This is a genomic window from Candidatus Tisiphia endosymbiont of Dascillus cervinus (assembly GCF_964026405.1).
Lineage (GTDB): Bacteria > Pseudomonadota > Alphaproteobacteria > Rickettsiales > Rickettsiaceae > Tisiphia.
Window position 1 is genome coordinate 92,415 of sequence record NZ_OZ032146.1, and the last position, 23,578, is coordinate 115,992.

General features: G+C 34.3%; 20 protein-coding genes, 1 tRNA gene and 1 pseudogene. 9 read left to right on the plus strand and 13 right to left on the minus strand.

Annotation, left to right across the window (positions count from 1 at the left end; all coding sequences use genetic code 11):
• Positions 1-68: 68 nt before the first annotated feature.
• The 12 genes from AAGD19_RS00430 to AAGD19_RS00485 all read right to left on the minus strand — a co-directional run bounded on the left by AAGD19_RS00430 (position 69) and on the right by AAGD19_RS00485 (position 12,408).
• Entirely contained in the window at positions 69-737 is a 669-nt protein-coding gene (locus AAGD19_RS00430) for a hypothetical protein (protein WP_341747856.1), read from the minus strand.
• 122 nt (positions 738-859) lie between these two features.
• Complete coding sequence (locus AAGD19_RS00435) at positions 860-1,372, minus strand: hypothetical protein (RefSeq protein WP_341747857.1); 513 nt, start codon at positions 1,370-1,372, stop codon at positions 860-862.
• A 102-nt stretch (positions 1,373-1,474) separates the two neighbouring features.
• Positions 1,475-1,732: a CPCC family cysteine-rich protein gene (locus tag AAGD19_RS00440; protein WP_341747858.1), complete on the minus strand. Its 258-nt coding sequence runs from the start codon at positions 1,730-1,732 to the stop codon at positions 1,475-1,477.
• Positions 1,733-1,735: 3 nt separating this feature from the next.
• Positions 1,736-2,431, minus strand: coding sequence for a hypothetical protein (locus AAGD19_RS00445; protein ID WP_341747859.1), 696 nt, complete (start codon positions 2,429-2,431; stop codon positions 1,736-1,738).
• Positions 2,432-2,443: 12 nt separating this feature from the next.
• Positions 2,444-3,460: a hypothetical protein gene (locus AAGD19_RS00450; protein ID WP_341747860.1), complete on the minus strand. Its 1,017-nt coding sequence runs from the start codon at positions 3,458-3,460 to the stop codon at positions 2,444-2,446.
• A gap of 85 nt (positions 3,461-3,545) precedes the next feature.
• A complete protein-coding gene (locus tag AAGD19_RS00455; RefSeq protein ID WP_341747861.1) occupies positions 3,546-4,073 on the minus strand; it encodes an SMI1/KNR4 family protein in 528 nt (175 codons plus the stop codon).
• A 313-nt stretch (positions 4,074-4,386) separates the two neighbouring features.
• Positions 4,387-5,289, minus strand: coding sequence for a hypothetical protein (locus AAGD19_RS00460; RefSeq protein WP_341747862.1), 903 nt, complete (start codon positions 5,287-5,289; stop codon positions 4,387-4,389).
• A complete protein-coding gene (locus AAGD19_RS00465; RefSeq protein WP_341747863.1) occupies positions 5,282-5,833 on the minus strand; it encodes a hypothetical protein in 552 nt (183 codons plus the stop codon). Before AAGD19_RS00465 ends, AAGD19_RS00460 begins: the two co-directional genes overlap by 8 nt.
• A 337-nt stretch (positions 5,834-6,170) precedes the next feature.
• On the minus strand, positions 6,171-6,578 hold the full coding sequence (locus tag AAGD19_RS00470; RefSeq protein WP_341747864.1) for a hypothetical protein: 408 nt from the start codon (positions 6,576-6,578) through the stop codon (positions 6,171-6,173).
• Positions 6,579-6,586: 8 nt separating this feature from the next.
• Entirely contained in the window at positions 6,587-9,406 is a 2,820-nt protein-coding gene (locus AAGD19_RS00475) for a hypothetical protein (RefSeq protein ID WP_341747865.1), read from the minus strand.
• A 116-nt stretch (positions 9,407-9,522) separates the two neighbouring features.
• Entirely contained in the window at positions 9,523-11,421 is a 1,899-nt protein-coding gene (locus AAGD19_RS00480; RefSeq protein WP_341747866.1) for a hypothetical protein, read from the minus strand.
• A 3-nt stretch (positions 11,422-11,424) separates the two neighbouring features.
• Positions 11,425-12,408 (minus strand): transposase, encoded by a 984-nt coding sequence (locus AAGD19_RS00485; protein ID WP_341747233.1) that lies wholly within the window; start codon positions 12,406-12,408, stop codon positions 11,425-11,427.
• A 192-nt stretch (positions 12,409-12,600) separates the two neighbouring features.
• Here AAGD19_RS00485 and iscX point away from each other — a divergent pair, with 192 nt between their 5' ends.
• The 8 genes and pseudogenes from iscX (at position 12,601) to rimM (ending at position 20,847) form a co-directional block, all read left to right on the plus strand.
• Complete coding sequence (iscX, locus tag AAGD19_RS00490) at positions 12,601-12,810, plus strand: Fe-S cluster assembly protein IscX (RefSeq protein WP_341747867.1); 210 nt, start codon at positions 12,601-12,603, stop codon at positions 12,808-12,810.
• A 224-nt stretch (positions 12,811-13,034) separates the two neighbouring features.
• Positions 13,035-13,110, plus strand: a tRNA-Val gene (locus tag AAGD19_RS00495).
• Between the two features lie 282 nt (positions 13,111-13,392).
• The gene (locus AAGD19_RS00500; RefSeq protein WP_341747868.1) at positions 13,393-15,990 is read left to right on the plus strand and encodes an AsmA-like C-terminal region-containing protein; all 2,598 of its coding nucleotides are present in this window, start codon (positions 13,393-13,395) and stop codon (positions 15,988-15,990) included.
• Between the two features lie 10 nt (positions 15,991-16,000).
• Positions 16,001-17,245 (plus strand): AmpG family muropeptide MFS transporter, encoded by a 1,245-nt coding sequence (locus AAGD19_RS00505; RefSeq protein WP_341747869.1) that lies wholly within the window; start codon positions 16,001-16,003, stop codon positions 17,243-17,245.
• A gap of 4 nt (positions 17,246-17,249) precedes the next feature.
• Positions 17,250-18,197, plus strand: a pseudogene (locus AAGD19_RS00510) (D-alanyl-D-alanine carboxypeptidase family protein); the annotation flags it as partial.
• Between the two features lie 3 nt (positions 18,198-18,200).
• The gene (gene elbB, locus AAGD19_RS00515) at positions 18,201-18,857 is read left to right on the plus strand and encodes an isoprenoid biosynthesis glyoxalase ElbB (RefSeq protein WP_341748401.1); all 657 of its coding nucleotides are present in this window, start codon (positions 18,201-18,203) and stop codon (positions 18,855-18,857) included.
• A gap of 142 nt (positions 18,858-18,999) precedes the next feature.
• Positions 19,000-20,352 carry an MFS transporter gene (locus AAGD19_RS00520; protein ID WP_341747870.1) on the plus strand — a complete coding sequence of 451 codons (1,353 nt, stop codon included), beginning with the start codon at positions 19,000-19,002 and terminating at the stop codon, positions 20,350-20,352.
• A 3-nt stretch (positions 20,353-20,355) separates the two neighbouring features.
• Positions 20,356-20,847 carry a ribosome maturation factor RimM gene (gene rimM, locus AAGD19_RS00525; RefSeq protein WP_341747871.1) on the plus strand — a complete coding sequence of 164 codons (492 nt, stop codon included), beginning with the start codon at positions 20,356-20,358 and terminating at the stop codon, positions 20,845-20,847.
• Between the two features lie 9 nt (positions 20,848-20,856).
• On the opposite strand, the gene typA is transcribed toward rimM, so the two are convergent.
• Entirely contained in the window at positions 20,857-22,677 is a 1,821-nt protein-coding gene (typA, locus tag AAGD19_RS00530) for a translational GTPase TypA (protein WP_341747872.1), read from the minus strand.
• 115 nt (positions 22,678-22,792) lie between these two features.
• Here typA and AAGD19_RS00535 point away from each other — a divergent pair, with 115 nt between their 5' ends.
• The gene (locus tag AAGD19_RS00535) at positions 22,793-23,071 is read left to right on the plus strand and encodes a hypothetical protein (protein WP_341747873.1); all 279 of its coding nucleotides are present in this window, start codon (positions 22,793-22,795) and stop codon (positions 23,069-23,071) included.
• Positions 23,072-23,578 lie beyond the last annotated feature (507 nt).

Consider the following 23,578-nt stretch of genomic DNA (forward strand, 5'->3'; position numbering starts at 1 on the left):
ATGCTTCCATGGTAGATACAATTGTAAAAAAAGAGCAAGAAGACTTTGCTTTACCGATCACTGAAAATTTAAATAACAACGTATAAATCTTCTGCAATACCTTGTAAAAATACATTAACCCGCTCTTCTATCATATTCTCGGCATTACCATCCTTGTCCAATGTTTCCTGTATATTTTCACCCATAACCTCAATAAATATAGGGATTCTTTCGTCATACTTTTTGACTACGGTCTTTAGCTTCTCATTTTGGGCATTAGTTTTAGCCTGAAGGTTAGCAAGGCTTTCGTGAGCTTTCTGAGATGATTTCTCGATTAACTCTGATTTAGTTTTATCTAATTCATATCCTTTTTGTGCATTTTTTGCTGCCATAAAAGCATCTAATTCAGCATGTTTCCTAGTTTGTATGGCTGTAGAAACGTAATTTAAGGATTGTCCAGGAGCAAGTGCTGCTACTAAAGAATTGAATTCTTGTTGAGCTTCTTTATCATGCTCTGTTTGTTTTCTTTGAGCCATTTCTTGACATTCTGCTTTACTTGCATCTGCTTGTTGATTTAACTGTTTCTTTACATTATCAAGATCTGATTGTAAATCTTTGATTATATTTGCTTCCTCTTCTTCATTATCTTTGTCAATTTTAGCTTTAAGATATTCTACCAATTCTTTAAACTTTGTTTTGATTTTATCAAGAACCGATTTCTTAAGCTCCATTACTTTATCCCATTTCGTAATAGCCATAAAAGCTGATTTACTTGCCTCTATTACTTGTACTTCTTCATCTTTAGCCTTGGTTTGTAACTCAGTTTCTTTTTGTTTAGCTTCTTCCTCAGCTAGTATTTTACGTGCTAGAATTTCGTCTTCTACATTGAGCCTAAATACAAACTTTTCATTTTGCTTATATCCTTTTCTTTGAAAAAAAGCTCTGCCGCTTTTTGTTCAAGAGGAGTTTTATTATCAGCATTGTAAAATCTACCTAAAGTATAAAAAGCATCATGGTCATCAAGTTTTATTCCTTGTAATTTAAGTATGTGTTTCTGGTTATTTAATATTTTAATTGCTAGCTGTTCTTCTTGTTCTAAAGTTAATGGTTTCTCTCCTCCCAAACGTATTTGAATACTTTCCTGTTCTAAAGTCTCTTTGGGCATCTCTTCTTCAAGTGTTCTATAATAGTCTGTTAATTCTCTTAGGCTACCAGCAACAATCTGTTTATTACCTAAGGCTACCTTTATCTTATCATAAATACCTGACTCAGCCAATCCTAAATCACCAACTTCGGATAGTATCGATGTTGTAGGTTTGATTTCCAGTGGGACTGGTTTGTTTGGGACATTCTCACCAAGAGCCCTCCCTGTGTCAACAGGTATTTTACCCACCCCGCTAGTTGCTGATATTTCACCAACTCCGCCAGCTGCATATTCGATAGCCGGGAATGTTTTTGGTGGATTAATCCTACTTCCACCAGTGTAATATCTAGACTATAGTGAAATGTTAATTTTATTAACATTTCTAACTGGATCAGAAGTACCATATAATTTGTAATTCATCCGTGCTTGATTCAAACTAATATCATTAGCTCCTCCCTCAAAATTAGCATCATAATATTGTACATCATCATCTTCCCAATCACATTTTGGACATATAAAATAAGAGCCAGGAAAGTCCTCAGAATCAAAAAAAGGGTTGTTACATACAGGACAAGGTATCTTAATTATGTTTACTTTATTATTTAACATTACTTATTCTCCTTTATTTTCCCAATATTTTAATTTGTTTCTTGGTTTCATCATAGTCTTTGGCACTCCATCGATTGTTGCAGCTATGAATATATTACTATCAGGGTTATAGAAAATCTTTTCACCATTATGTCTAATATATTCTAAGGTGTTTGGATGAGGATGGTCAATAAAGTTTTTTGCAAATTCAACATATTGTTTTGCATTATAAGTGTCTGTAAAATTCTTACCATGACGTTTCCAATAACTAAAAGCATTTTCAACTACAGTAGCTTCTGGTCGATTTGACCAAAGATTGCTAGAACCAACATTTTCTATATTTTTACTCAACCCTTCTACTTCTCCAACCATTGATATTTTTTTCCCAATATCTGCCCCTGCATCAACAGATAGTTTACCCACCCCGCTAGTTGCTGATATTTCACTAACTCCACCTTCGATAGCAAGTAGTGACTTTGGCGAACCTTCGATTGATGGAATTTTTACCCTACTATTTTTTGCTATATCAAAAATCTTGACGGTGTTGCCTAAAATAACACCGTCGCCAAGTATTTCTGCTAGTAGTTTAGTACTGTCGGGTAGTTCATCATATTTTTGTGAAAATTTTGTAAACTGTTCTTTTGAGCAGTTTGCTTCGAACTCAGATTTTATAAGCCATTTGACGGGGGAAACAACCAGCAAATCAACAGTTGAAGCCATTGCTCCTAGAGCTTATGGTAACCATTCTATACGGCTGACAGGATGCATAATATTCTGTGTACCATACTTTACTAACTCACCGGCAACTGCTGTTGAAGCCACTAGAAAATTACCAACACCACCACGATATTGGTATGTTGCCTCAGGATTCACGACTTCCTTATAAAAATGATTCCTGACATCATTTAGACTCACTGGTCTCCAGTTCGGTGAGACAATTTGGATAGCATTTGAATTAAATGTACCAGTAAGGTCAAACATGCCTGCTATTTCTTCAACTGATCTCTCATCAGACCTTTGTGGTGGTATATCTAGGGGGATAGAGAGTGGTGCTGCTGTATCTCCCATTGTTTTCACTTGCCATCTAGGGTCTACAATTTTAGGAGCATAATCATGTCCTATATCCCCGCCAATTGCATAAGCTTGCTGCATCAAAGCTTCATCTCGTGCAAGCTGCTTAGCTGCAGAATCATGCATATTTTGTTTAGCGATTTGCAGGATATTTCTGTGATATTCGTTTTCTTTCGCTTGTAGTTGTTGCTTGTCCGCCGTTAAAGTGTCAACCAAAAATTGTGCAGCTGATAACTCCGACTGGCTTAAGGGCTTTGGTTGTGGAGTTAGCTGGGATGGCGGTTTTGGCGGAGTGGTATCGGCAACTGGAATCGGCTGAACTACGCCTCGTAATATATCAGCTGAGTATTTACCATTACTACTAGCAGATATTGCTTCAAATATACTGCCACTGTTACTCGAGCCTTTATTGGTAAAGCCAAAATATTGCTGGTTTTTACTGTCATATCCTATAGTAATTGGTGTGCCTCCTAAACCTTTGCCGTATGATTGTAGGAACTTACCATTTTCAAACACATAGATTGGCTGTTGCATAGCAGATGACAGTAGTAATAGTGAAGCTAATGCTAGATCAGCACCTGTTAAGCCAGCAAGTCCTACATGCTCGGGTTTAATAGAACCTACTCCCTGTCCAAGAGGAGGATGCCCAGCTTGAGGAGCAAGGTCATATACCAACATGTTAACTCTTTAGTTGCTTGCATAATCACCTCTTCTTTAATGTTTATTGGATTATCATAACATATTTATTACTTGCACTAAGTGTTTATTTTAAATAATCTGGATGGACGTGTAGATAATAATCTGGTGATTCATGGTATAATCGCCAAATGAATCTCTCAAAATGTTCTTCTATGAGATTTCCAATTTCATCATAGATAGCATCAGGTTTATCAGAACTAGGCTTCATTACTAAAAAGCTTGACATGTCTGCCACTTCAAAGAAGATAATATCATCATCTTTTATATAACCTTCTTCAATATATTCAACAGCTTCTGGTAAGATATAATCACTTTCTTCTTTAAGTAACATAATATCGGCTATTTGTTGTGGAGAAAAGAAATGATTATTATGCACTCCTATAAAATCATCTTTTAAATTAGCTGGATTAGGTAAAGAACCATGTCCAATCTCCAACCAAAATTCTTTTAAAGATATAGGAAAACTAAAATTTAATCTGTTTTCTGCAATTTTTATTTCGTCAACATCTATTTTTTCAAACCAATTATAAGGCCTTTTTCCATCAAACTGATCAAAGTTTATATATTTTTTAAGATAATCATATTTTCCCATAATTATTTCTTTTTAAGTTTAAATATTTCACTAGCTATAGAATCTTTAGCATGAATCAGTTTATGTTCTACTATACCATGAGCTGGATGAATATTCCACCAAGTATTTGGTCCGCCATGATCTACTTGGATTATATGATGGGCATCATATAATTCCCCTATTTTTTTACTACCTAACCCGAGTTGCCAATTAATTTATAAGAGCAGAGCTAGGTTTTATGAACATTTGAAGTTAATTTGTAACATTAAAACACTTAATAAAAACTATATTTTTTAGAAATATGTTTGTATTAAAAATGTTTTAGTATCGAGCCTCACATGAAACCAGCGTTAAATATAGCTTTTGCCAGTATAATTAATTGGCAACTCGGGTTACCTACAGTTTCCTCATACACCGGCCATTTTTGTCCTGTATTTTGTTCCCATTCCGCTCTTAATTGATTTTTCATATTATTAAAATCCTTTCTATGAGCTTTATAAGTTATTGAATCCAGTTTAACAAACTCCTGAGTTTGCAGAGCTTCTTTAAGTAAAGTTAGCTGTTGGTCAGGTAGTTGTAATTTAGTGATTTCTTCAATTTCTTTAACATAACTTCTAGCTAAATAAGGGTTCTCAACAATTTTTTCTGTAGCTGTTAAAGGTGTTGCTGAGCCTAATGATATTTTTTCTGCAACTCTTTCAACTTCTAATACTTCGATAGGTAATTTTTGCTCAACCTTAGTAAGCATTGATGATGGTTTAGTAATGGTGTTTTCCCCAACTAATCCAATTTCTGAGGCTTTCCCAACTGTTGTAAATGCTGAAGCCTCAGCAGCCACACCTTTTTCAAGGGCAGAATATAATTTACTGGTAGCTGAGCCACTTGCTATCTGTAAAATTCGACCAGCTCCCCATAAAACCATACTGTCTGTAGTCAGGGTTAATGTTACTTTACTATTCTTCGGTAACCCCTGATAGAACTCTGATAATCCCTGATACCACTGCTCAGGTAAATATTTTTTAGCTACATCCTTGCTAAAATCTTTTATTGTAGCAATTGCTTTACTAGGAATATAGCCAATAGCTGCTAAAGTTTGTGAACCACCCTCGACACTACTGATTCGATGAGCAATTTGCTGCATACTCATATCTGCCAAATCGCCAATTGTTGACCATACGGTAAGTGGTAAATTACCACCATATTTAGGGTCTATAAGCGAGCTTAAAGAATTATCCAAAACCTCTTTGGGGCTTTTTTGCTTGCCATCCAGGTTCTACCCTTTTAAGTGGTAGATATGACTCCCCACCCATAGCATAAGCTTGCTGCATCAAAGCTTCATCTCGTGCAAATTTCTTAGCTGCAGAATCATGCATATTTTGTTTAGCGATTTGCAGGATATTTCTATGATATTCGTTTTCTTTCGCTTGTAGTTGTTGCTTGTCCGCCGTTAAAGTGTCAACCAAAAATTGTGCAGCTGATAACTCCGACTGGCTTAAGGGCTTTGGTTGTGGAGTTGGCTGGGATGGCGGTTTTGGCGGAGTGGTATCGGCAACTGGAATCGGCTGAACTACGCCTCGTAATATATCAGCTGAGTATTTACCATTACTACTAGCAGATATTGCTTCAAATATACTGCCACTGTTACTCGAGCCTTTATTGGTAAAGCCAAAATATTGCTGGTTTTTACTGTCATATCCTATAGTAATTGGTGTGCCTCCTAAACCTTTGCCGTATGATTGTAGGAACTTACCATTTTCAAACACATAGATTGGCTGTTGCATGGCAGATGACAGTAGTAATATCGAATTGCTACCCCCATCACCGCTACCTGGTTTTGGTAATAGTGAAGCTAATGCTAGATCAGCACCTGTTAAGCCAGCAAGTCCTACATGATTGAGTTTAATAGAACCTTACTCCCTGTCCAAGAGGAGGATGCCCAGCTTGAGGAGCAAGGTCATATACCAACATGTTAACTCTTTAGTTGCTTGCATAATAACCTCTTCTTTAATGTTTATTGGATTATCATAACATATTTATTACTTGCACTAAGTGTTTATAAAAAATAATTGTATAAAAATTAGCAGCCCTGAACTACAATTGTTATCTTGTTCAATAGTACTATTTAAGCGATTCTATCACCGCTTCTGTTAATTTGCGACAATAGCCACGTTCTTCTGCCTCCTTGAGATATTGCTCTTTATATTCTTTAGTATCAATTTCTATTTGTGCAATGACTCTTTTAGCTAAAGATTGCAACTCTTCTTCATATCCATTATCTAATAGTTCTAATATAGCTTGATCCTTTTCTTCGTCAGTTATTGAATCCATTTCTAAAATGTCATCCACCAGTATTCTTACTTGCGAACTTAGATATCCCCATTCTAATCTTGGCAATGTGCTATTGACTGCCCAAGCAAATATTCCAATATTTTCTTTGATTTCCTTAGCTGTTAAGCACCCATTAATCCATTTATTACAGATTTTTAAAATATCCTGTTTATCTTGCTTTAACCATAACTTTTTCATTTTTACATCTATTTTTTAGTTGCTATTACTGGTTTAATTTCTATTACTTGACCAGTTTTTATATTTTTATAATAGTGTAGTTGTACATTTGTATCAGGTAATAATACCACTCCCTCTTTAAGAACTCTATCTTTACTAAACATTTTAGCCCAGTCTTCTGGTGAACCACCATAAGTTTCGACAATTCTTTTTATATCTTTTATGGGTTTCGTATGTCCAGCACCCGCCATAGCTTTCCCCTCACCTGATGTCACCAATTCTTCACAGGCTAATTTTATTTCAAGAGCTGTTAATTCCCGAAGACTGCCAGTAACAATCGGTTTATTACCTATCGCTGCTTCTATCTTACCATGAATTCCTGACTCAGCCAATCCAAAATCATCAACCTTAGTAAGCATTGATGATGGTTTAGTAATGGTGTTTTCCCCAACTAATCCAATTTCTGAGGCTTTCCCAACTGTTGTAAATGCTGAAGCCTCAGCAGCCACACCTTTTTCAAGGGAAGAATATAATTTACTGGTAGCTGGTCCACTTGCTATCTGTAAAACCCGACCAGCTCCCCATAAAATCATACTGTCCGTAGCTAGAGTTGCTGTTACTTTAGTATTTTCCGGTAAGCCCTTACACCAGTCTGATAATCCCTTATACCACTTCTCAGGCAAATGCTCTTTAGCTATATCCTTGCTAAAATCTTTTACTGTACCAATTAATTTATTAGGAAGATAGCCAAGAACTTTTAAAGTATCTGCTCCACCTTCGACACCACTTATAACATGAACAATTTGTTGCATACCACAATCTATCAGATCTCCGCTTGTTGAAAATACCGCAAGTGGCAAATTACCACCATATTTAGGGTCTATAACCAAGTTTAAAGAATTCTGAAAAACATCTTTGAGGTTTTTTGCTTGCCATCCAGGTTCTACCCTTTTAAGTGGTAGATATGGCTCCCCACCCATAGCATAAGCTTGCTGCATCAAAGCTTCATCTCGTGCAAACTTCTTAGCTGCAGAATCATGCATATTTTGTTTAGCGATTTGCAGGATATTTCTGTGATATTCGTTTTCTTTCGCTTGTAGTTGTTGCTTGTCCGCCGTTAAAGTGTCAACCAAAAATTGTGCAGCTGATAACTCCGACTGGCTTAAGGGCTTTGGTTGTGGAGTTAGCTGGGATGGCGGTTTTGGCGGAGTGGTATCGGCAACTGGAATCGGCTGAACTACGCCTCGTAATATATCAGCTGAGTATTTACCATTACTACTAGCAGATATTGCTTCAAATATACTGCCACTGTTACTCGAGCCCTTATTGGTAAAACCAAAATATTGCTGGTTTTTACTGTCATATCCTATAGTAATTGGCGTGCCTCCTAAACCTTTGCCGTATGATTGTAGGAACTTACCATTTTCAAACACATAGATTGGCTGTTGCATGGCAGATGACAGTAGTAATATCGAATTACTACCCCCATCACCGCTACCTGGTTTTGGTAATAGTGAAGCTAATGCTAGATCGCTACCAGTTAGGCCAGCAAGTCCTGTACTCTCCGGTTGAGGAGCAAGGTTATATCCCAGCTTTCGCTGGGATGACATCATACTTGAGAATGATATCTTTTCCTTGGATGACATCGCACTTGAGGACGACATCTTATGTGGGGATAACAGGGGTGGCGGCTTAGATGACATCATATTTGAGGATGTCATATCTCGCAGGGATGTCTCTTTTTTGTCGGCAATGAATTGCTGGCTATATTTTTCTAATAAATTCGTCTGCTCTTTTTGATATTTCCCAACCATCTGATCAGCCACATAGCTAACACCAAGGTTCAAAGTTGGAGTTACCTTTCTTTGCAGAAGACTCAGCATGCTATTTGCAGCCATTTCGCCAATATTTCTCGATAGATCATTCGACAACACTTGATTGCCATCAACCTCAACCTTGTTTCCTAGCCGCTCCTTGGCTCTTGTTCCAGCTTGGTTGATGATTGTGGTAATTGCATCCTTGATATTATCAATGATCGGATCTATCTTTGCGATCACATCCACTACAGTTACTGCAGCATGTGTTACTTTTACCGCAAAACCGATACCACTACCCTTGAAACTATTAGCAGCAGCTCCTGCTATTCCGGAAGCTAACTGATTAATAACCATAGCATGTTTACCAGTCTTGGTCGCTTGGAAAATGGCTTTTTGTATTTCAGTCATTATCTGATTACGTTCTATATTACAATTTGCCGTCAATAATATGGAGTTGTTACTTAAAGCCTGACTTGCTGCATTACCAACATTACCGGCTATCCTCTCTTCTAACCCATCTAGGGCGTTTTCTCTTATCCCTTCACTTACCCAGTCAACTGTTTTCTCAATTGCCATGACGGTCGCGAATTGTATCGCTGATGTTTTAGCTAGTTGTGCAATAAGTTGACTTGTTGAAATATCTTTTACTATTTCTGTTGTTCCTGCTGTTCCTACTTTTGTTCCTACGGTTGTAGCTGTTTCTGTCGCTCCTACTGTTCCAGCAGTTCTAGCGGTTGTAGTAGCAGGTGCTAGTTTATTAAAGCCAACCTGTGCACCAATAATCGCATAGCTAATTGCTTTTCCTAGAAAATAAGATTCTAGATTGATCGACTCACCTTTATGGACACTCATTGCTACCTTATAAGCATCCATTAATCCTTCAGTAAAAATACCAACACCAAGCGTTGTACCGCCACCCAATGTCCCAACAGTAATAAGCACCCCTACTGCCATTTGAGCAATAGCACAAACGGCAACTAAGATAGTGTCTTGCCAATTCTGCCGTGGCTTATATGTTTCTAGCTCAAACACACCACTAATGCCTAAGAAATCTATCTCCAATATGTCGCTTTTATGCAGCTTAGGAGCAAGAGTTTTTTTGTCAATATGACCTTTAACCCTTACTTCCTCTTTACCAAATTCACTAATTAGCTTATGGCTGATTGTATATGATCAAGAAAAGTTTTAAAGAAACCTATTTTTGTGGTAATTTGCTGAAGTAGTTCATTATCAGAACCAGTCGTATTCGCTACTGATACACTCATAGCGGTTAGATATGACAATATATCAGATAATCTATTACCTGCTTCTAATAATGACTCTATTGCCTTGTTTTTATAGTTTTTCTCATCTTTAGGACCTATATCAAGCCAACATTTAGCTGCATAGTAATGGGCAGGAAAATTATAAATATCATCTATGGAAGTAGCTTTACTGAGTGCTACAAGAACAGTCCAAGGATTACTAATACCAAAATGTTGCAGTACTGCATAACTAGGGTTGCTATAAGTACCAGCTTGATACTTGCCCTTGCTAGACGCTATAAACGATTCTATACTACCGTCTTCTTTATGGGTTTTAAACCATAAGCCAAAATCCTCGATAAATTGCTTAATTTTAGGGTCGTGGGCTGTTCTTTCCCCTCTATCCCCAGCAAATTCTAAATAGCTAGCTGTAAACTTTTGGTATAATGTATCATCCGCAAGCAAACTAGGTATTTTTTGTTCTATATTATAGGTAATCTGCTGGCTCTCTTGACTATCACGTTGTTTTTTTATGTTAATTATTTCCTCATCACTAACCCCAAATTCTTGGTAATTATCATAGTCTGGGATGTACGCTATAATCTGATAACTACCGCTATTACCCTGCCTGCTAGTACGCCCCTTTATTTGTGCTTCATCTCTTGCATTTTTGGCAATAAAAGTAGATATCACATGTAATCCGCCATTTGCTTCTACTTCCCCGCTGGTTCTAATGTCAGTTCCTCTACCAGCCAAATTAGTAGCAACTATAATAGTTCCTGGCTGTACTAGTTGCTCTATATCCGAGTTATATAATTTCTCTTCACTTCTAGAGTAATTGATAGTTTTAGCTTTATTACCACATTTATCTTTTAAAGCCTGACACAAATAGTCTGCATCTTTAATATTTTCACAAACTATCAGCACCGCTCTGTTATGTAATACGGCTTCTTGGTAGCTACTGTCGCATACTGTTTCTCTTAGAGCTTCTAAGGTAGGTTCAGATATTGCTGGTAATTCTATAACTTGTTTATCCTTATAAGTTGGAACAAAGGCAAGTTCTACCCCATAGATAGCTTTTAAAAATTCCTGTGAGCTATCAGAACCAAGAGTACCAGTCATCCCTAGAACCTTGTTATATTTTAGGAAATAAGCAATATTAGTGACAAAAAAAGTGGTTAATCCTTCCGGAGAAATGCGGCAATTATGTTTTATTTGTAAAAATTGGTGCAAGCCATCCTGCCATACCATATTTTCTTGTGTTACTCCAGTGCTATTGTCTACGGGGTTAATTACCTTATAGCCATCCTCATGAATATTAATTACATAATCTTTATCCAATTGAAGATTTATAGCCCTTACTAAACTTGCTGCCCATTTGCCTGCTTGAAACATAGCATAATCCTTTAGATGCTTAGGCACCAGCGATCCATTGATAATTCTCTCTATTATCTCCTGAGCTTTTTCTGTAGCAAAACTTTCTTCAAAATTCATAGGAAGAGTGGTCATAGGGAGAATGACCTTCTGAAAATTGTCCCAAGCTATGGTTAGGATAGGTAGTAGATATTCCATCAGTGGAATAGGCGTCGTTTGTTTAGCAATATGATTGCTGCTATCTACCAGCATACTATCTACTTCGTCTACTATAGCTACCGCAAAATCTCTATCACCACGTCTTTCCCCTTGAAAACTAGTGTTACTCAGAAAGTCAGCTTGAAAGCTTAAAGCATCTCCGTATACTATATCGCAAGAATAGCAAGCTTTTTGCCCAGTACAGCCAGGTTTTGCAATATTAATACCCAAAACTTACGCTATGTAAGGTTCTAAATAGCGTAAAGAGGGTGAACGTAACTGCTGTTGCATATAATGATCTAAAAGCCCTAACTTTATTTGATAAACCGTCTTACCTATTTTGTGTGCAGTTCTTTTTAGAAAAGCCCACACTAAAAATGCACAACTAATGTGATTACGCTGGATGCGTTGTTTTCTGCATTGGCATCGTTCTATACCGGTAAGTTGCTTGATTTCTCTATGCATGCTCTCAATTACCCAACGAAAGCCACACTCATCTTGTACGGCTTTAGAAGATTTTTGAGTTTTGTTATTGGTAACAATATAATCAACTCTGTTGGTAGAAACAGTAAGTTTAAACAAATTAACATGCTTATCTTTTGCAAAGCCCTTTATATGAATCTCCACTCCGCTCTTAATTTCCTCATCTGAAAACGTTAACTTGCTAACAGCTTTATAAGGCTTAGAAGAGGAAGTTTTAGTAACGTTTCTATTTGCTTTAATAGGAGCATAATAATATTTACCCAAGGAATCAACATGTTGCATAATTTTATGCGTAGCATACCATGTGTCAAAAAGCACAGTTTGAAAAGGAATCTTTTTGCTATACACAGCATTATTTAACATATTTAATAGGTGTTCTACTTTTGTCGCTCCATCATGTTCGGGCGAAAAAATTCGGTAATCTATTACCCAAAACTTATTAATATCCGGATTATAATATACCAAACTTACTACTCCTATACCAGTAGTAATACCACCTGTAGCCCCACTGTACTGTGATCTAGCAATTTCTATTTTCTTGGTATTTCTTTTATTTAACACCGTATCATCAAATATTGTATATCCGTTAGGCGATAAAATAACATCATCCTTAATATGTTCCCATAACAAAGAAGGTGTATATTTTTCATTTTTTAAAAATCTATTAATAACATCATGGCTACATTTTTTGGCATGTTCAGCATAGTAGGTCAAACTATAATTCTTTTGACTCACTATTAGAAATTGACAGTAATCTGTCCTATTAACTGGTATTGCTTGCAATTTTATCCTCTTGGCATTTGTAAATTATACTCAACATAATGTACCATTTTTTTTTCTCATAGCGTAAGTTTTGATATTATTTAATTGGTAGAGGAATGGTTAGATGGTAATAGTAATGCCTATGGAAATAATTAGGTAAAAATAATGCATTGGCATGATGTTGACGAAATTGCTATAAGTTTAGAAAAAAATTATTCCGATGAGGATATATCTGAATTAACACTAAAAGATCTTGAGGACTTAATAAAATCATTAAGTGATTTTGATGACCACGAAATTGAAACAAATAAAGAAGTGTTAAAAGAAATTCTCGAAGCTTGGAAAGAGATTAAAGATAGTAATTTTGAAGATTAATATATACTCTTTTGCTTTGAAGGAGAGCTATCACAAATACTTGCGGAGAATGTACGTACTTGTACCTAATGTAGTTCATCTATAGCTAACCTAAAGTAAGGTCTATCTAAGATACTCTAATAGATAGACCTTACTTTAGGTTAGCTATAGAATCTAAATAATTTACAGAAATAACTTGATTTTTTTGGGGAGATAGGGCATTATCTGCGTTAAATTGAAAGAAGGGGCGGTTAGCTCAGTTGGTAGAGCATCCCGTTTACACCGGGACGGTCGGGAGTTCAAGTCTCTCATCGCCCACCATATATCTCTCGGATTTCAGGATTTTTATCATTGCAATAAAAAGTCTGTATTCCCGTCGCATGCCGTTTTTTCACTAAAGTTGCTGGAATACGACCACCAAAAAACTCTCTCTTTAACTAGTTTTTTGAGGGAGAAATTATTACAAAAGTGTTAAAATGCACACCTAGTCTGCTTACCCCTTGTTTGTTACCCCCATCATGTTAGATATTTATTATATAGTTTTTATTTTTAACGTTTTTGATATATACCTAGTAATATTGGTTCTTAGAAGATAATAATTTTATGATAAGAAAAGTAATTATATTTACTGTTATTGCTATTTCGTTGTTAGTATGTACTATATTAGTTGAGGTAAACTTTGTTGATTATACTTCTGCCAGTAATAGTCTTGTTAATGAATTAAAAATTTCTCCTCAGAATCTAAAAAAAATTAAATTTCCCATACCTTATTTGATTATTGATCACATAAAAGAGGAAGGGAAATTAGAATTAGAAAATATAGAAATTCGCTTTGTCCCATGGTCATTATTAATTTTCAGACCAAGAATTAGTGCTGTAACCATATATAGTGCCACAATATATTCAGATGAACAAGATTTTGACATTATAAACCATGATAGGCTAGTTAGTTCATTTATAACAAATGATATAATGGATATAAATTTTAATGTTAAAAATCTGAGTATTCTAAATAAAAATAACCAACCTATTCTTACTTTAAATAATTGCTCTTTATTTAAAAATAACTCTATTGCTAATAGCACTTCATTCAAAGGGGATGGAGGATATGTAGGAAAATTATCTGGGTTTTTTGAGAAAAAGGCCAACCAAATAAATTTCGATCTTACTATCTCTAATAATGATTATAATTTTCATTTGCTAGAAACCTATATAGACTCTAAACTAATAAATGGTAAAGCAGAATATTTAATACAAAATTTAGCTGATATATTACATATTCTAGTGCCAGATTTAGATTCTTTATTTAGAAGATTTAATCAGAATGAAAAGGTAAATATAAAATTTGATATCTTACCTACTGGGCAACTGCTCAAGCTAGAAAATGTAACCATAGACTCTAATTCGCTTGTAGGTAATGGAGGGGTATATTTGAGCAGAAGTGACAATGTTACTAGTATAATAAAATTATATTTCTCTAAAATAGACGTAAAATCACTTATTACTTCATCAAACAATATTAACCAATTTAGTGATTCAGTTTTTGGATTAAGACTTATCTTTGATAATAAATCAATCATAACGAATGTTTTAGTTGACCAAATAATATTAGGTAACGATGAGATATTAAATAATACTAAACTTTCATTTAATTTAGATAAAGGGGTATTAGTGGTCAATGATTTTTCTGGTACAATAAAATCCGGAGGAAATTTTCAATTGATAGGTAATGTAACCCAAAACTCAGTACGAAGTATATTTGATGGCACAATTTACTTGCAACATAATGACCTTAATTCTGTGTTGAATACTTTAGGTTACAAACAAGCAGCTAGTAAAAAACCTACAGCTTTTATTTTATCTTCAGATTTAAAACTAACTTTAATAGATGTCTATTTACAAAACCTTATGTTAAAAACTGACAACACTAAAATTACAGGTAATATTACTGCTAGATTTATTGGTTCTATGCCGCATTTTATAGCGACCATTGACTTTTCTTCGATTGATTTAAATAGAGACGATTACCCGATAATCTCACCAATGATCAAATTTGCTAAAAGTTTGTCAGAGAATATGCAAGATGAATCATACTTAGCTAAATATATTCCGATTAGGACAGCTGATTATTTAGGTAATTTTGATATTACTATAAATGATCTGCTTATAGGAAATAATTCATTTGGCAAAGCATATATCTTAGCAAATGTCTCACCAGGTAATATTGGAATTAGTAATCTTGATATAAGAGGCAATAGTGATTACATCAATCTTAGTGCTAGTTTGTTAGCAAGTAACATTAAACCGCAACTAACAATTACAATAAATGATGGTTCTCTTAATGTTAACTTTTTAACCCCTAAATCTTTACTTAATCTGCGAAATAACTTATTGAATGAATTTGACGTAGAAAAAATAGAGTTAAAATTAAATTGTGCATTATCAAAAATAATTCAGAATGATCTAGTATTACAAAATGTTAAACTTGCTTTAGCAAATAATAATGCTTTATTTAAGATTGATAACCTTGAAGCAAATCTACTTTCTGGTAAATTAAAAGCAGAAGGTAATATTTTATTAAATCCATATACTCTGAACTTTGTTTATGCACTTAATTCTATTGATTTAGCTCAATTATCTAATGTTTTGCCAAGAGGATTACTAGACAATTACGGTGGAATGAGCATAAATGGAACACTTGCTACTCATGGCAATAGTTTAAAAGAATTATTGTATGAGCTTAACACTCAATCAGAATTTGTAGTAAAAAATGCCAAGATTAGTAACTTCTCTGTTGATTCATTGATAGAAAAAATTAATAATAAAGACTATAGTCTAAAGTATTTAAAAGATGATTTAGCAAAATCTATGTATCAAGGGCAAACTGAATTGAATAATTTGCGTGGTAATCTTCAGTTAAAAAATGGAATAGTTACAATGAAAGACTTAGTATTTAATACAAAATATGCTAGCGGAGCTGCATCATTAGCTGTAAATATATATAATTTGGATATGGTATTATCTTCAATATTATCTTTCTATATAGCAGACTTAAATCCTAATCTAAATAATTCTAGTAATCAAAATACACCTATAAATCTTACAATAAAAACCTCAGGCACTATATTAGATACCATAAAAACGTCAGATGAGACTGAACTAAGAAAGGCTTTAGAGAACAGAAGGAAATCTACAAATTAAAGAAGAATAAATGTTATTATTAAGAATTTTAAAAGATTATAGACTATTCGAAATATTGGTTCTTGGGGCAATTAGTGGCATGCCACTAGCTATATTATTCACTAGCTTAGTTGCTTGGCTTAAAGATTCTAATATTGATATTGCAATTATTACCACTTTTGCCGTTGCAAGACTATCCTATTCACTAAAAGTTTTTTGGTCTCCTTTGGTAGATTATTTTAATATACCATTATTAAAGAAATTTGGTCATAGAAAAAGTTGGCTGATACTTTGTACTATACTAATATCTTTAGTACTATTCACTATGAGTACAATTTTACCTAATGAATCATTAACTTTACTATATTTTCTTACTATTTGCCTTGGTTTCTTGTCAGCAACATTTGATATTAGTGTTGATGCACTTAGGATAGATAAATTTGATCAGGAAACCCAAGCTATAGCAAGTGCTACGGCAGTATTAGGCTATAGACTTGGCATGCTGATTACTGGAGCTGGGGCTTTATATTTTGCTGAAGCCACAAGTGATTGGTCAGCTACATTTGTGGCTATGAGTATAATTTTTATTGTAGCAACAATTTTTATAATTATTGTCAATGAACCTACATTATTACGAGAAAATGTTGATATTTTATCTTTATTATCACTAACAAAAATAGTAATTAACCCTTTTAAGGACTTCTTTGTTAGGAAATATGCCGTTACTATTTTACTAGCAGTAATATTCTTTAAATTAGGTGATGCTATGCTTGCTGTAGTATCTATGCCATTTTATATGGAACTTGGTTATACAAAGGGACAGATAGCACTGATTACTAAATTTTATGGTGTATTAGCTACAGTTGCTGGGTCTTTTGCTGGCGGAATAGTTGTATACCGACTTGGAAATTTTAGAGGACTGATTATAACGGGAATTATACAGAGTATCACGCATTTCGCATTTATTTGGTTAAATCATCAACCAGTAAGTTCTGAATCTCTGTTTATTGCCATTACTATAGAAAATTTTGCTTCTGCTATGGGTATGACTGCACTTGTTGGATATATTAGCATATTGTGTAATAAACAATATTCTGCATCGCAATATGCTTTACTCAGCAGTAGTAGTACTTTATTTAATAACACAGTCACCATTTATGGTGGTAGCCTAGTAAAAATGTTGGGTTGGGATAATTTTTTTATCTTAACAATAATTCTAGCCTTGCCAGGACTTATAATATTGTTCTATCTTAATAAAAAGATTTCTAAAACGTAAAATTATGTTAATACGATTATTGCTATTTTTTACTTGCGTAATAACATTCAGTACAAACCTAAATCCTGTTTATGCTGCAAAAAAACTTGTGTCTTCGCCAACTCAAACAAGTCTTGTCGTAGATTACAATACTGGTAGGATACTGCACGATAAAAATTCTACTACTAGAATATACCCAGCTTCATTGACAAAATTAATGACCTTGTATTTGTTATTTGAAGCGGTAGAATCTGGCAGGTTATCAATGAATCAAAGATTATATGTTTCAAAAAACGCAGAGAAAATGTTGCCCTGCAAATTAGGGCTTAAAGCAAAAGAAACTATTACTGTAAGAGAAGCTATTTTAGGGCTAATTATTAGATCAGCAAACGATGCAGCTATGGTAGTAGCTGAAAATATTAAAGGTACTGAAGAAAAATTTGCTCGTTTGATGAATATTCGTGCTAAACAGCTTGGTATGAAAGATACTTATTTTAAAAACGCTTCTGGATGGCATCATCCTTGTCAGAAAACTACGGCACGAGATCTTGCTAAACTATCTATAGCTATTAAGCGAGATTTCCCTAAATATTATGCTTTCTTCTCTAGAAACAACTTTGTTTTTAGAGGCAATATTGTACGAGGACATAATAAAGTAAATGAAACTTATGAAGGAGTTGAAGGGTTGAAAACTGGTTATACCACTCCAGCCGGCTATAACTTGATTACTGCAGCAACTAGACAAAATAAATCTTTGGTTGCTATTGTTACTGGTGGTAAATCTGCTGAGTCTAGAAATATGCAAATGGTAAAACTATTAGATACCCATTTTGACCAGCCTAGAAATAATAAGACTATGGTTGATAAATTGATAATCAAGACAACAGTACCATCAAGAACATATGGTAAGAAAACAAAATCAACTAAAGTTGCTACAAATCTTAAAGCAAGAAACAGAAAAAACTATAGAAATATTATGAAAAATGTTGCTGTAATTATTTCAGGTTGTGGATATTTAGATGGAGCTGAAATCTTTGAAACAGTTTTTACATTATTGGAACTTGATAAGCATAATGTAAATGTAAAAATTTTTGCTCCTAATAAAAATCAACATCATGTGATTAACCATCTAACTCAAGAAAAAATGTTAGAGGAGCGTAATATATTGGTTGAATCAGCACGCATTGCTCGTGGTAAAATTCAACCATTAAATCAAATACGTGCTGAAGACTTTGATGCTTTAATATTACCGGGTGGGTTTGGTGCTGCACTAAATTTGTCTGATATAGGACTTAAAAATGAAAATGCTACAGTACCAAAAGACTTACAGGAAATAATAGTAGGCTTCTATAATTTATCAAAACCAATTGGAGCTATATGTATTGCTCCTGCTTTACTTGCTATAGTCTTAAGAAATCATACAAAAATTAAGGTTACCCTTGGAGAATCAAATGATCTGATACATAAGCTAGGAGCAACAGGAGAAACTTGTAATGCTCAAGATATAGTCGTGGACGAAGATAATAGATTGGTTACTACTCCTGCTTTTATGTTAAATTCTCCTTTAGCACAAATACATAAAGGTATTAAGGGTTTAGTAATTAAAGTGCTGCAAATGTGTACTAATATCTGAACGATAATAGATTAAAATGTATTCGTAGAAGCACTTCAAGAATGCATTTTTCTGAAGAACTTAAATTATTCTAGCTAGTTTTGGATTAAAATTTTTAATTTTAATCCAAAACTGAGGTTAAATAAGGAAGATATAGGTCAATATGAATAGATTAATACAAGCAGATGGGGTATCTCAAACTTGTCTAACTAGAGAACAAAAAGAGGCTGTCGGATTACTTTCAATCGGTACATTTCTAGAGTATTTTGATCTGATGCTCTATATACATATGGCGGTAATTCTTAATGAACTTTTCTTCCCGAAATATGATCCCTATGCAGCACAATTACTTTCAGCCTTTGCTTTTTGTACCACATATTTATTAAGACCTATTGGGGCGTTAATTTTTGGATGGATTGGTGATACTATAGGACGTAAAGTAACTGTTATTATTACTACTTTTATGATGGCATTTTCTTGTATTATTATTGCTAGTTTGCCAACTTATGCTGAAATAGGTATTACTGCTGCTGTGATTGTGTCAATATGTCGTATTATACAAGGCATGACTTCCATGGGAGAAATAATAGGGGCAGAATTATATTTGACTGAAACTATAAAACGTCCACAACAATATATGTCTGTAGCATTAATAAGTTTTTTTGCTGTATTAGGGGCAACCTTTGCTTTGGGCGTTGCATTTATTTCTACCTCTTACAACTTCAATTGGCGTTATGCTTTTTGGTTTGGTGCATTGGTTGCGTTAGTCGGTTCATTAGCTAGAACAACTCTACGAGAAACACCAGAATTTGCTGACGCAAAACGACGAATGAAAATGATTTTTGCAGATATTAATGAGAATTCTAGTATATTGGAAAAGAATCCTATTTGGACAGAAAAAGTTAATAAAGTAACAGCTTTATCTTTGTTTTTAATATTCTGTGCTTGGCCAGTATGTTTTTATTTAACATTTATTCATTGCGGAGAGATTCTTAGAAATAATTTTGGTTATACGGCTGAACAAGTTATCTATCAAAATTTCTTTGTTTCAATAGTAGAAATGTTAGGGAATTTATCATTGATATATTTAGGTTATTACGTGTACCCCCTAATGATTTTAAAAATTAGAATGGTAATTTTTTGGGTTCTTATTCTAGTTTGCCTATACTTATTGAGTCATGCTAGAACACCTTTTGATATTTTTCTGTTCCAAGCATTTATTATATTGATTATACCTGGTTTAACACCAGCCCATTCAATTTTATTTATATATTTCCCTGTTTTTAAACGCTTCACATATGTTAGTTTTTTATATGCTATATCTAGTACTATTATGTATATTATCACATCTTTTGGGCTTATTTATTTAACAAAATATTTAGGTAATTATGGATTGCTGATTATTATAATTCCAGTCATGATAGGATATAGCTTTGGCATATTTCATTTTGAAAAATTAGAGAAAGCAGCTGGAAACTATCCAAAAAAGAAAAAATGGTTTCTCTTAATGAATTAGGTGGTGTCTATTAAAAAAGATTTAATTTTTGTTGGTGTAGTATCATCAGCACACGGAATGCAGGGTAATGTTTACGTCAAATCTTTTACTATGCCAAATACTAATATCATTAAAATGAATTTGGTGGATGAATTAGGAAAAAAAATTATCCTTAAACTCATTAGTCAAAATTCTAAAGGTGATATAATATGCAGATTTAACCAGGTGAATAATAGGACGTTAGCTGAAGGATTAAAAGGATGTAAGATTTTCTGTCATAGAGCAGACTTCCCTTCATTAAGTGAAGATGAATTTTATATTGAAGACTTAAGAGGCTTACTGGTACTAGATACCAATTTGGTGGCTATAGGAAAGATTACAAATGTTTTTAATTTTAAAGCAGGTGATATCATTGAAATCGAGTTTGTCAGCAATAAAAAAGTAGAACTATTTCCTTTTAACAAGCAATTTTTCCCAGTAGTGACGAAAGAGCATGCTATTTTAGCAAAGATTTGACTATAGCAATTAGTCCTCATTACGTCGTTCTGATCTCTTTCGGTCATTAGGGTTTAATACTGCCTTACGAAGCCGGATTGATTTAGGAGTAACTTCTACTCTTTCATCATTTTGGATATAGCTGATAGATTGTTCTAATGTCATAATGACTGGTGGGATAAGACGCATAGCTTCATCTTTGCCAGAAGCTCTGACATTTGATAATTGTTTGGCTTTCAGAGGATTTACCTCTAGGTCATTATCCCGATTATGTTCGCCTATAATCATTCCTTGGTATACTAGTTCATTAGGGTTTATAAACATTTTTCCACGCTCTTCAAGATTCCATAGAGCATAAGCAACAGATTCACCATCCCCATTAGAAATTAATACTCCATTACGTCTTCCTTCAATAACCCCTTTATATGGACCATAACTATGAAAAACACGGTTCATAACACCTGTACCTCGAGTTTCGGTTAGAAACTGACCGTGGTAACCAATAAGACCGCGTGATGGTCCTAAGAATGTGACTCTAGTTTTACCGCCACCAGATGGACGCATATCAGTCATTTCTGCTTTACGTATTGCCAAGGATTTAACAACAACTCCAACAAAATCATCATCAACATCAACTTGGATTTCTTCAATTGGTTCTAATCTTTTTCCCTGTTCATCCTCTTTGAATAATACACGTGGTCTGCTGATTGATAGTTCAAAACCTTCACGTCGCATAGTTTCAATTAATATTCCTAATTGTAATTCACCACGACCTGCAACTTGAAAAGCATCTTTTTCTTCAGTTTGACTGACATGTATTGCCACATTACTTTCGATCTCTCTCATCAATCTATCATCTAAAACTCGTGATGTAAGCTTTGATCCTTCCCGTCCAGCAAGAGGAGAATCATTTACTCCAAAGGTCATAGATAATGTTGGTGGATCTATAGGTAAGGAAGGGAGTGCTAGCATTATTTCAGGGTCACAGATAGTATCAGCTACCGTAGCGTTTTGGATTCCAGCAATAGCAATGATATCCCCTGCATATGCTACATCGACAGCTACACGTTCCAATCCTCGGAATGATAGTATTTTACTTATTCTAGCATTTTCAATTACCATATTATCGCGATTAAATACTTTAACATTTTGGTTGATCTTAACCGTACCGCTCTGCACTAGACCGGTAAATACACGACCAAAATATGAGTTATATTCTCTAGTAGTAACAAGCATAGAAAAGGGAAGACTGCTATCAGAAACAGGAGCAGGTACATGAGATACTATCAAATCAAAAAGAGGAGAAAGGTCTTTTTGCTCATCTTCTAGATGACGCGATGCCCAACCGCTACGTCCCGAAGCGTAGATAATTGGGAAGTCTAGTTGTTCATTAGTTGCTTCTAATGCCATAAATAATTCAAATACTTCATCAACTACTTCACTTACTCTTCTATCAGGACGGTCGATTTTATTGATAACAACAATTGGTTTCAAACCAAGTTTTAGAGCTTTTGACAACACAAATTTTGTCTGAGGCATTGTACCTTCAGAAGAATCAACTAGTAATACAACTCCATCTACCATAGTAAGAATGCGTTCTACCTCACCACCAAAATCAGCGTGACCAGGAGTATCAACTATATTGATACGGATATTTTTCCACATAAGGGAGGTACATTTAGCTAAAATAGTTATACCACGTTCGCGTTCAAGGTCATTTGAATCCATAGCACGTTCTGCTATCGCTTGGTTTTCTCGGAAAGTCCCACTTTGTTTAAGCATATTATCAACTAGAGTAGTTTTACCATGATCAACGTGGGCGATAATGGCAATATTGCGAATAGCAAACATCAAAAACCTTTAATATATTTTTAGATGTGCATTATAGAGCAAAATATATCAAATTGGAATAGAGTTCTTGTGTTATAGTGAATTCAGTTGAATTAGCAACAACGTTGCTCCTCGCTTGCTAGAATTCTTGGATCGAATTCATAATTTAGAAACGCTAGGAGCTAAATCACTGGAAAAAGCTAAAAAGATAGTAGAAGAAACTGTAATACATTTTTTAACTTTAGCTATGCATTTAAAAATACCAACAGTAACAAAACGAATTATTACATTATGTTGTCAACATTTATCTATACCCCTACATAAGGCTTTTGTGGATAATTCCCAGTCTCTTTCTCCAACTTTTCAAAATGAAATATCCCAAATGCAAAACCTATGTAGACTGGAACTAATATAATCATTATCCCCCAATGATGCCAATACTCAGTTAAGTAAGCAATCAAAAAAGAGCTAACTAAAAACATTAAGGCACGAGATATGGCAAAGGTAAGACTAGCACAGCTAAACCGTTTAAAGACAGGGAAATGTTTATAATAAATTGGCTATCCTAAGCTGGGACCATTAGGTACAAATAACATAACGAATAATTGCATTAAAAATACATCAAATGAGCTATTAATATTATTTAATAAATAAGGGCAAGCTAAAACAAATACACCAAATATTAATAACAAAGTTTTTACAATTTTTAACGGATATATTTTATAACTTAAATATGCTAATACCAAAGTACTTAGGAAGGAACATATTGAAATAATAAAATTTTGATGAATGACCTGTTCAGCGCTATAGCCACAAGAAGTTTTTAAAATATTTCCGCAATAAATATAAGCAAAATAAAAACATACGGGACACATACATTCTATTAAACCCGAGTTGCCAATTAATTATACTGGCAAAAGCT

Bases quoted from the DNA above. Each gene is read 5' to 3' on its own strand.
- AAGD19_RS00430 (WP_341747856.1), bottom strand. From the start codon at position 737: ATGGCTATTACGAAATGGGATAAAGTAATGGAGCTTAAGAAATCGGTT.
- AAGD19_RS00440 (WP_341747858.1), bottom strand. From the start codon at position 1,732: ATGTTAAATAATAAAGTAAACATAATTAAGATACCTTGTCCTGTATGT.
- AAGD19_RS00445 (WP_341747859.1), bottom strand. From the start codon at position 2,431: ATGGCTTCAACTGTTGATTTGCTGGTTGTTTCCCCCGTCAAATGGCTT.
- AAGD19_RS00450 (WP_341747860.1), bottom strand. From the start codon at position 3,460: ATGTTGGTATATGACCTTGCTCCTCAAGCTGGGCATCCTCCTCTTGGA.
- AAGD19_RS00455 (WP_341747861.1), bottom strand. From the start codon at position 4,073: ATGGGAAAATATGATTATCTTAAAAAATATATAAACTTTGATCAGTTT.
- AAGD19_RS00465 (WP_341747863.1), bottom strand. From the start codon at position 5,833: ATGCAACAGCCAATCTATGTGTTTGAAAATGGTAAGTTCCTACAATCA.
- AAGD19_RS00470 (WP_341747864.1), bottom strand. From the start codon at position 6,578: ATGAAAAAGTTATGGTTAAAGCAAGATAAACAGGATATTTTAAAAATC.
- iscX (WP_341747867.1), top strand. From the start codon at position 12,601: ATGCATTGGCATGATGTTGACGAAATTGCTATAAGTTTAGAAAAAAAT.
- AAGD19_RS00500 (WP_341747868.1), top strand. From the start codon at position 13,393: ATGATAAGAAAAGTAATTATATTTACTGTTATTGCTATTTCGTTGTTA.
- AAGD19_RS00505 (WP_341747869.1), top strand. From the start codon at position 16,001: ATGTTATTATTAAGAATTTTAAAAGATTATAGACTATTCGAAATATTG.
- elbB (WP_341748401.1), top strand. From the start codon at position 18,201: ATGAAAAATGTTGCTGTAATTATTTCAGGTTGTGGATATTTAGATGGA.
- AAGD19_RS00520 (WP_341747870.1), top strand. From the start codon at position 19,000: ATGAATAGATTAATACAAGCAGATGGGGTATCTCAAACTTGTCTAACT.
- typA (WP_341747872.1), bottom strand. From the start codon at position 22,677: ATGTTTGCTATTCGCAATATTGCCATTATCGCCCACGTTGATCATGGT.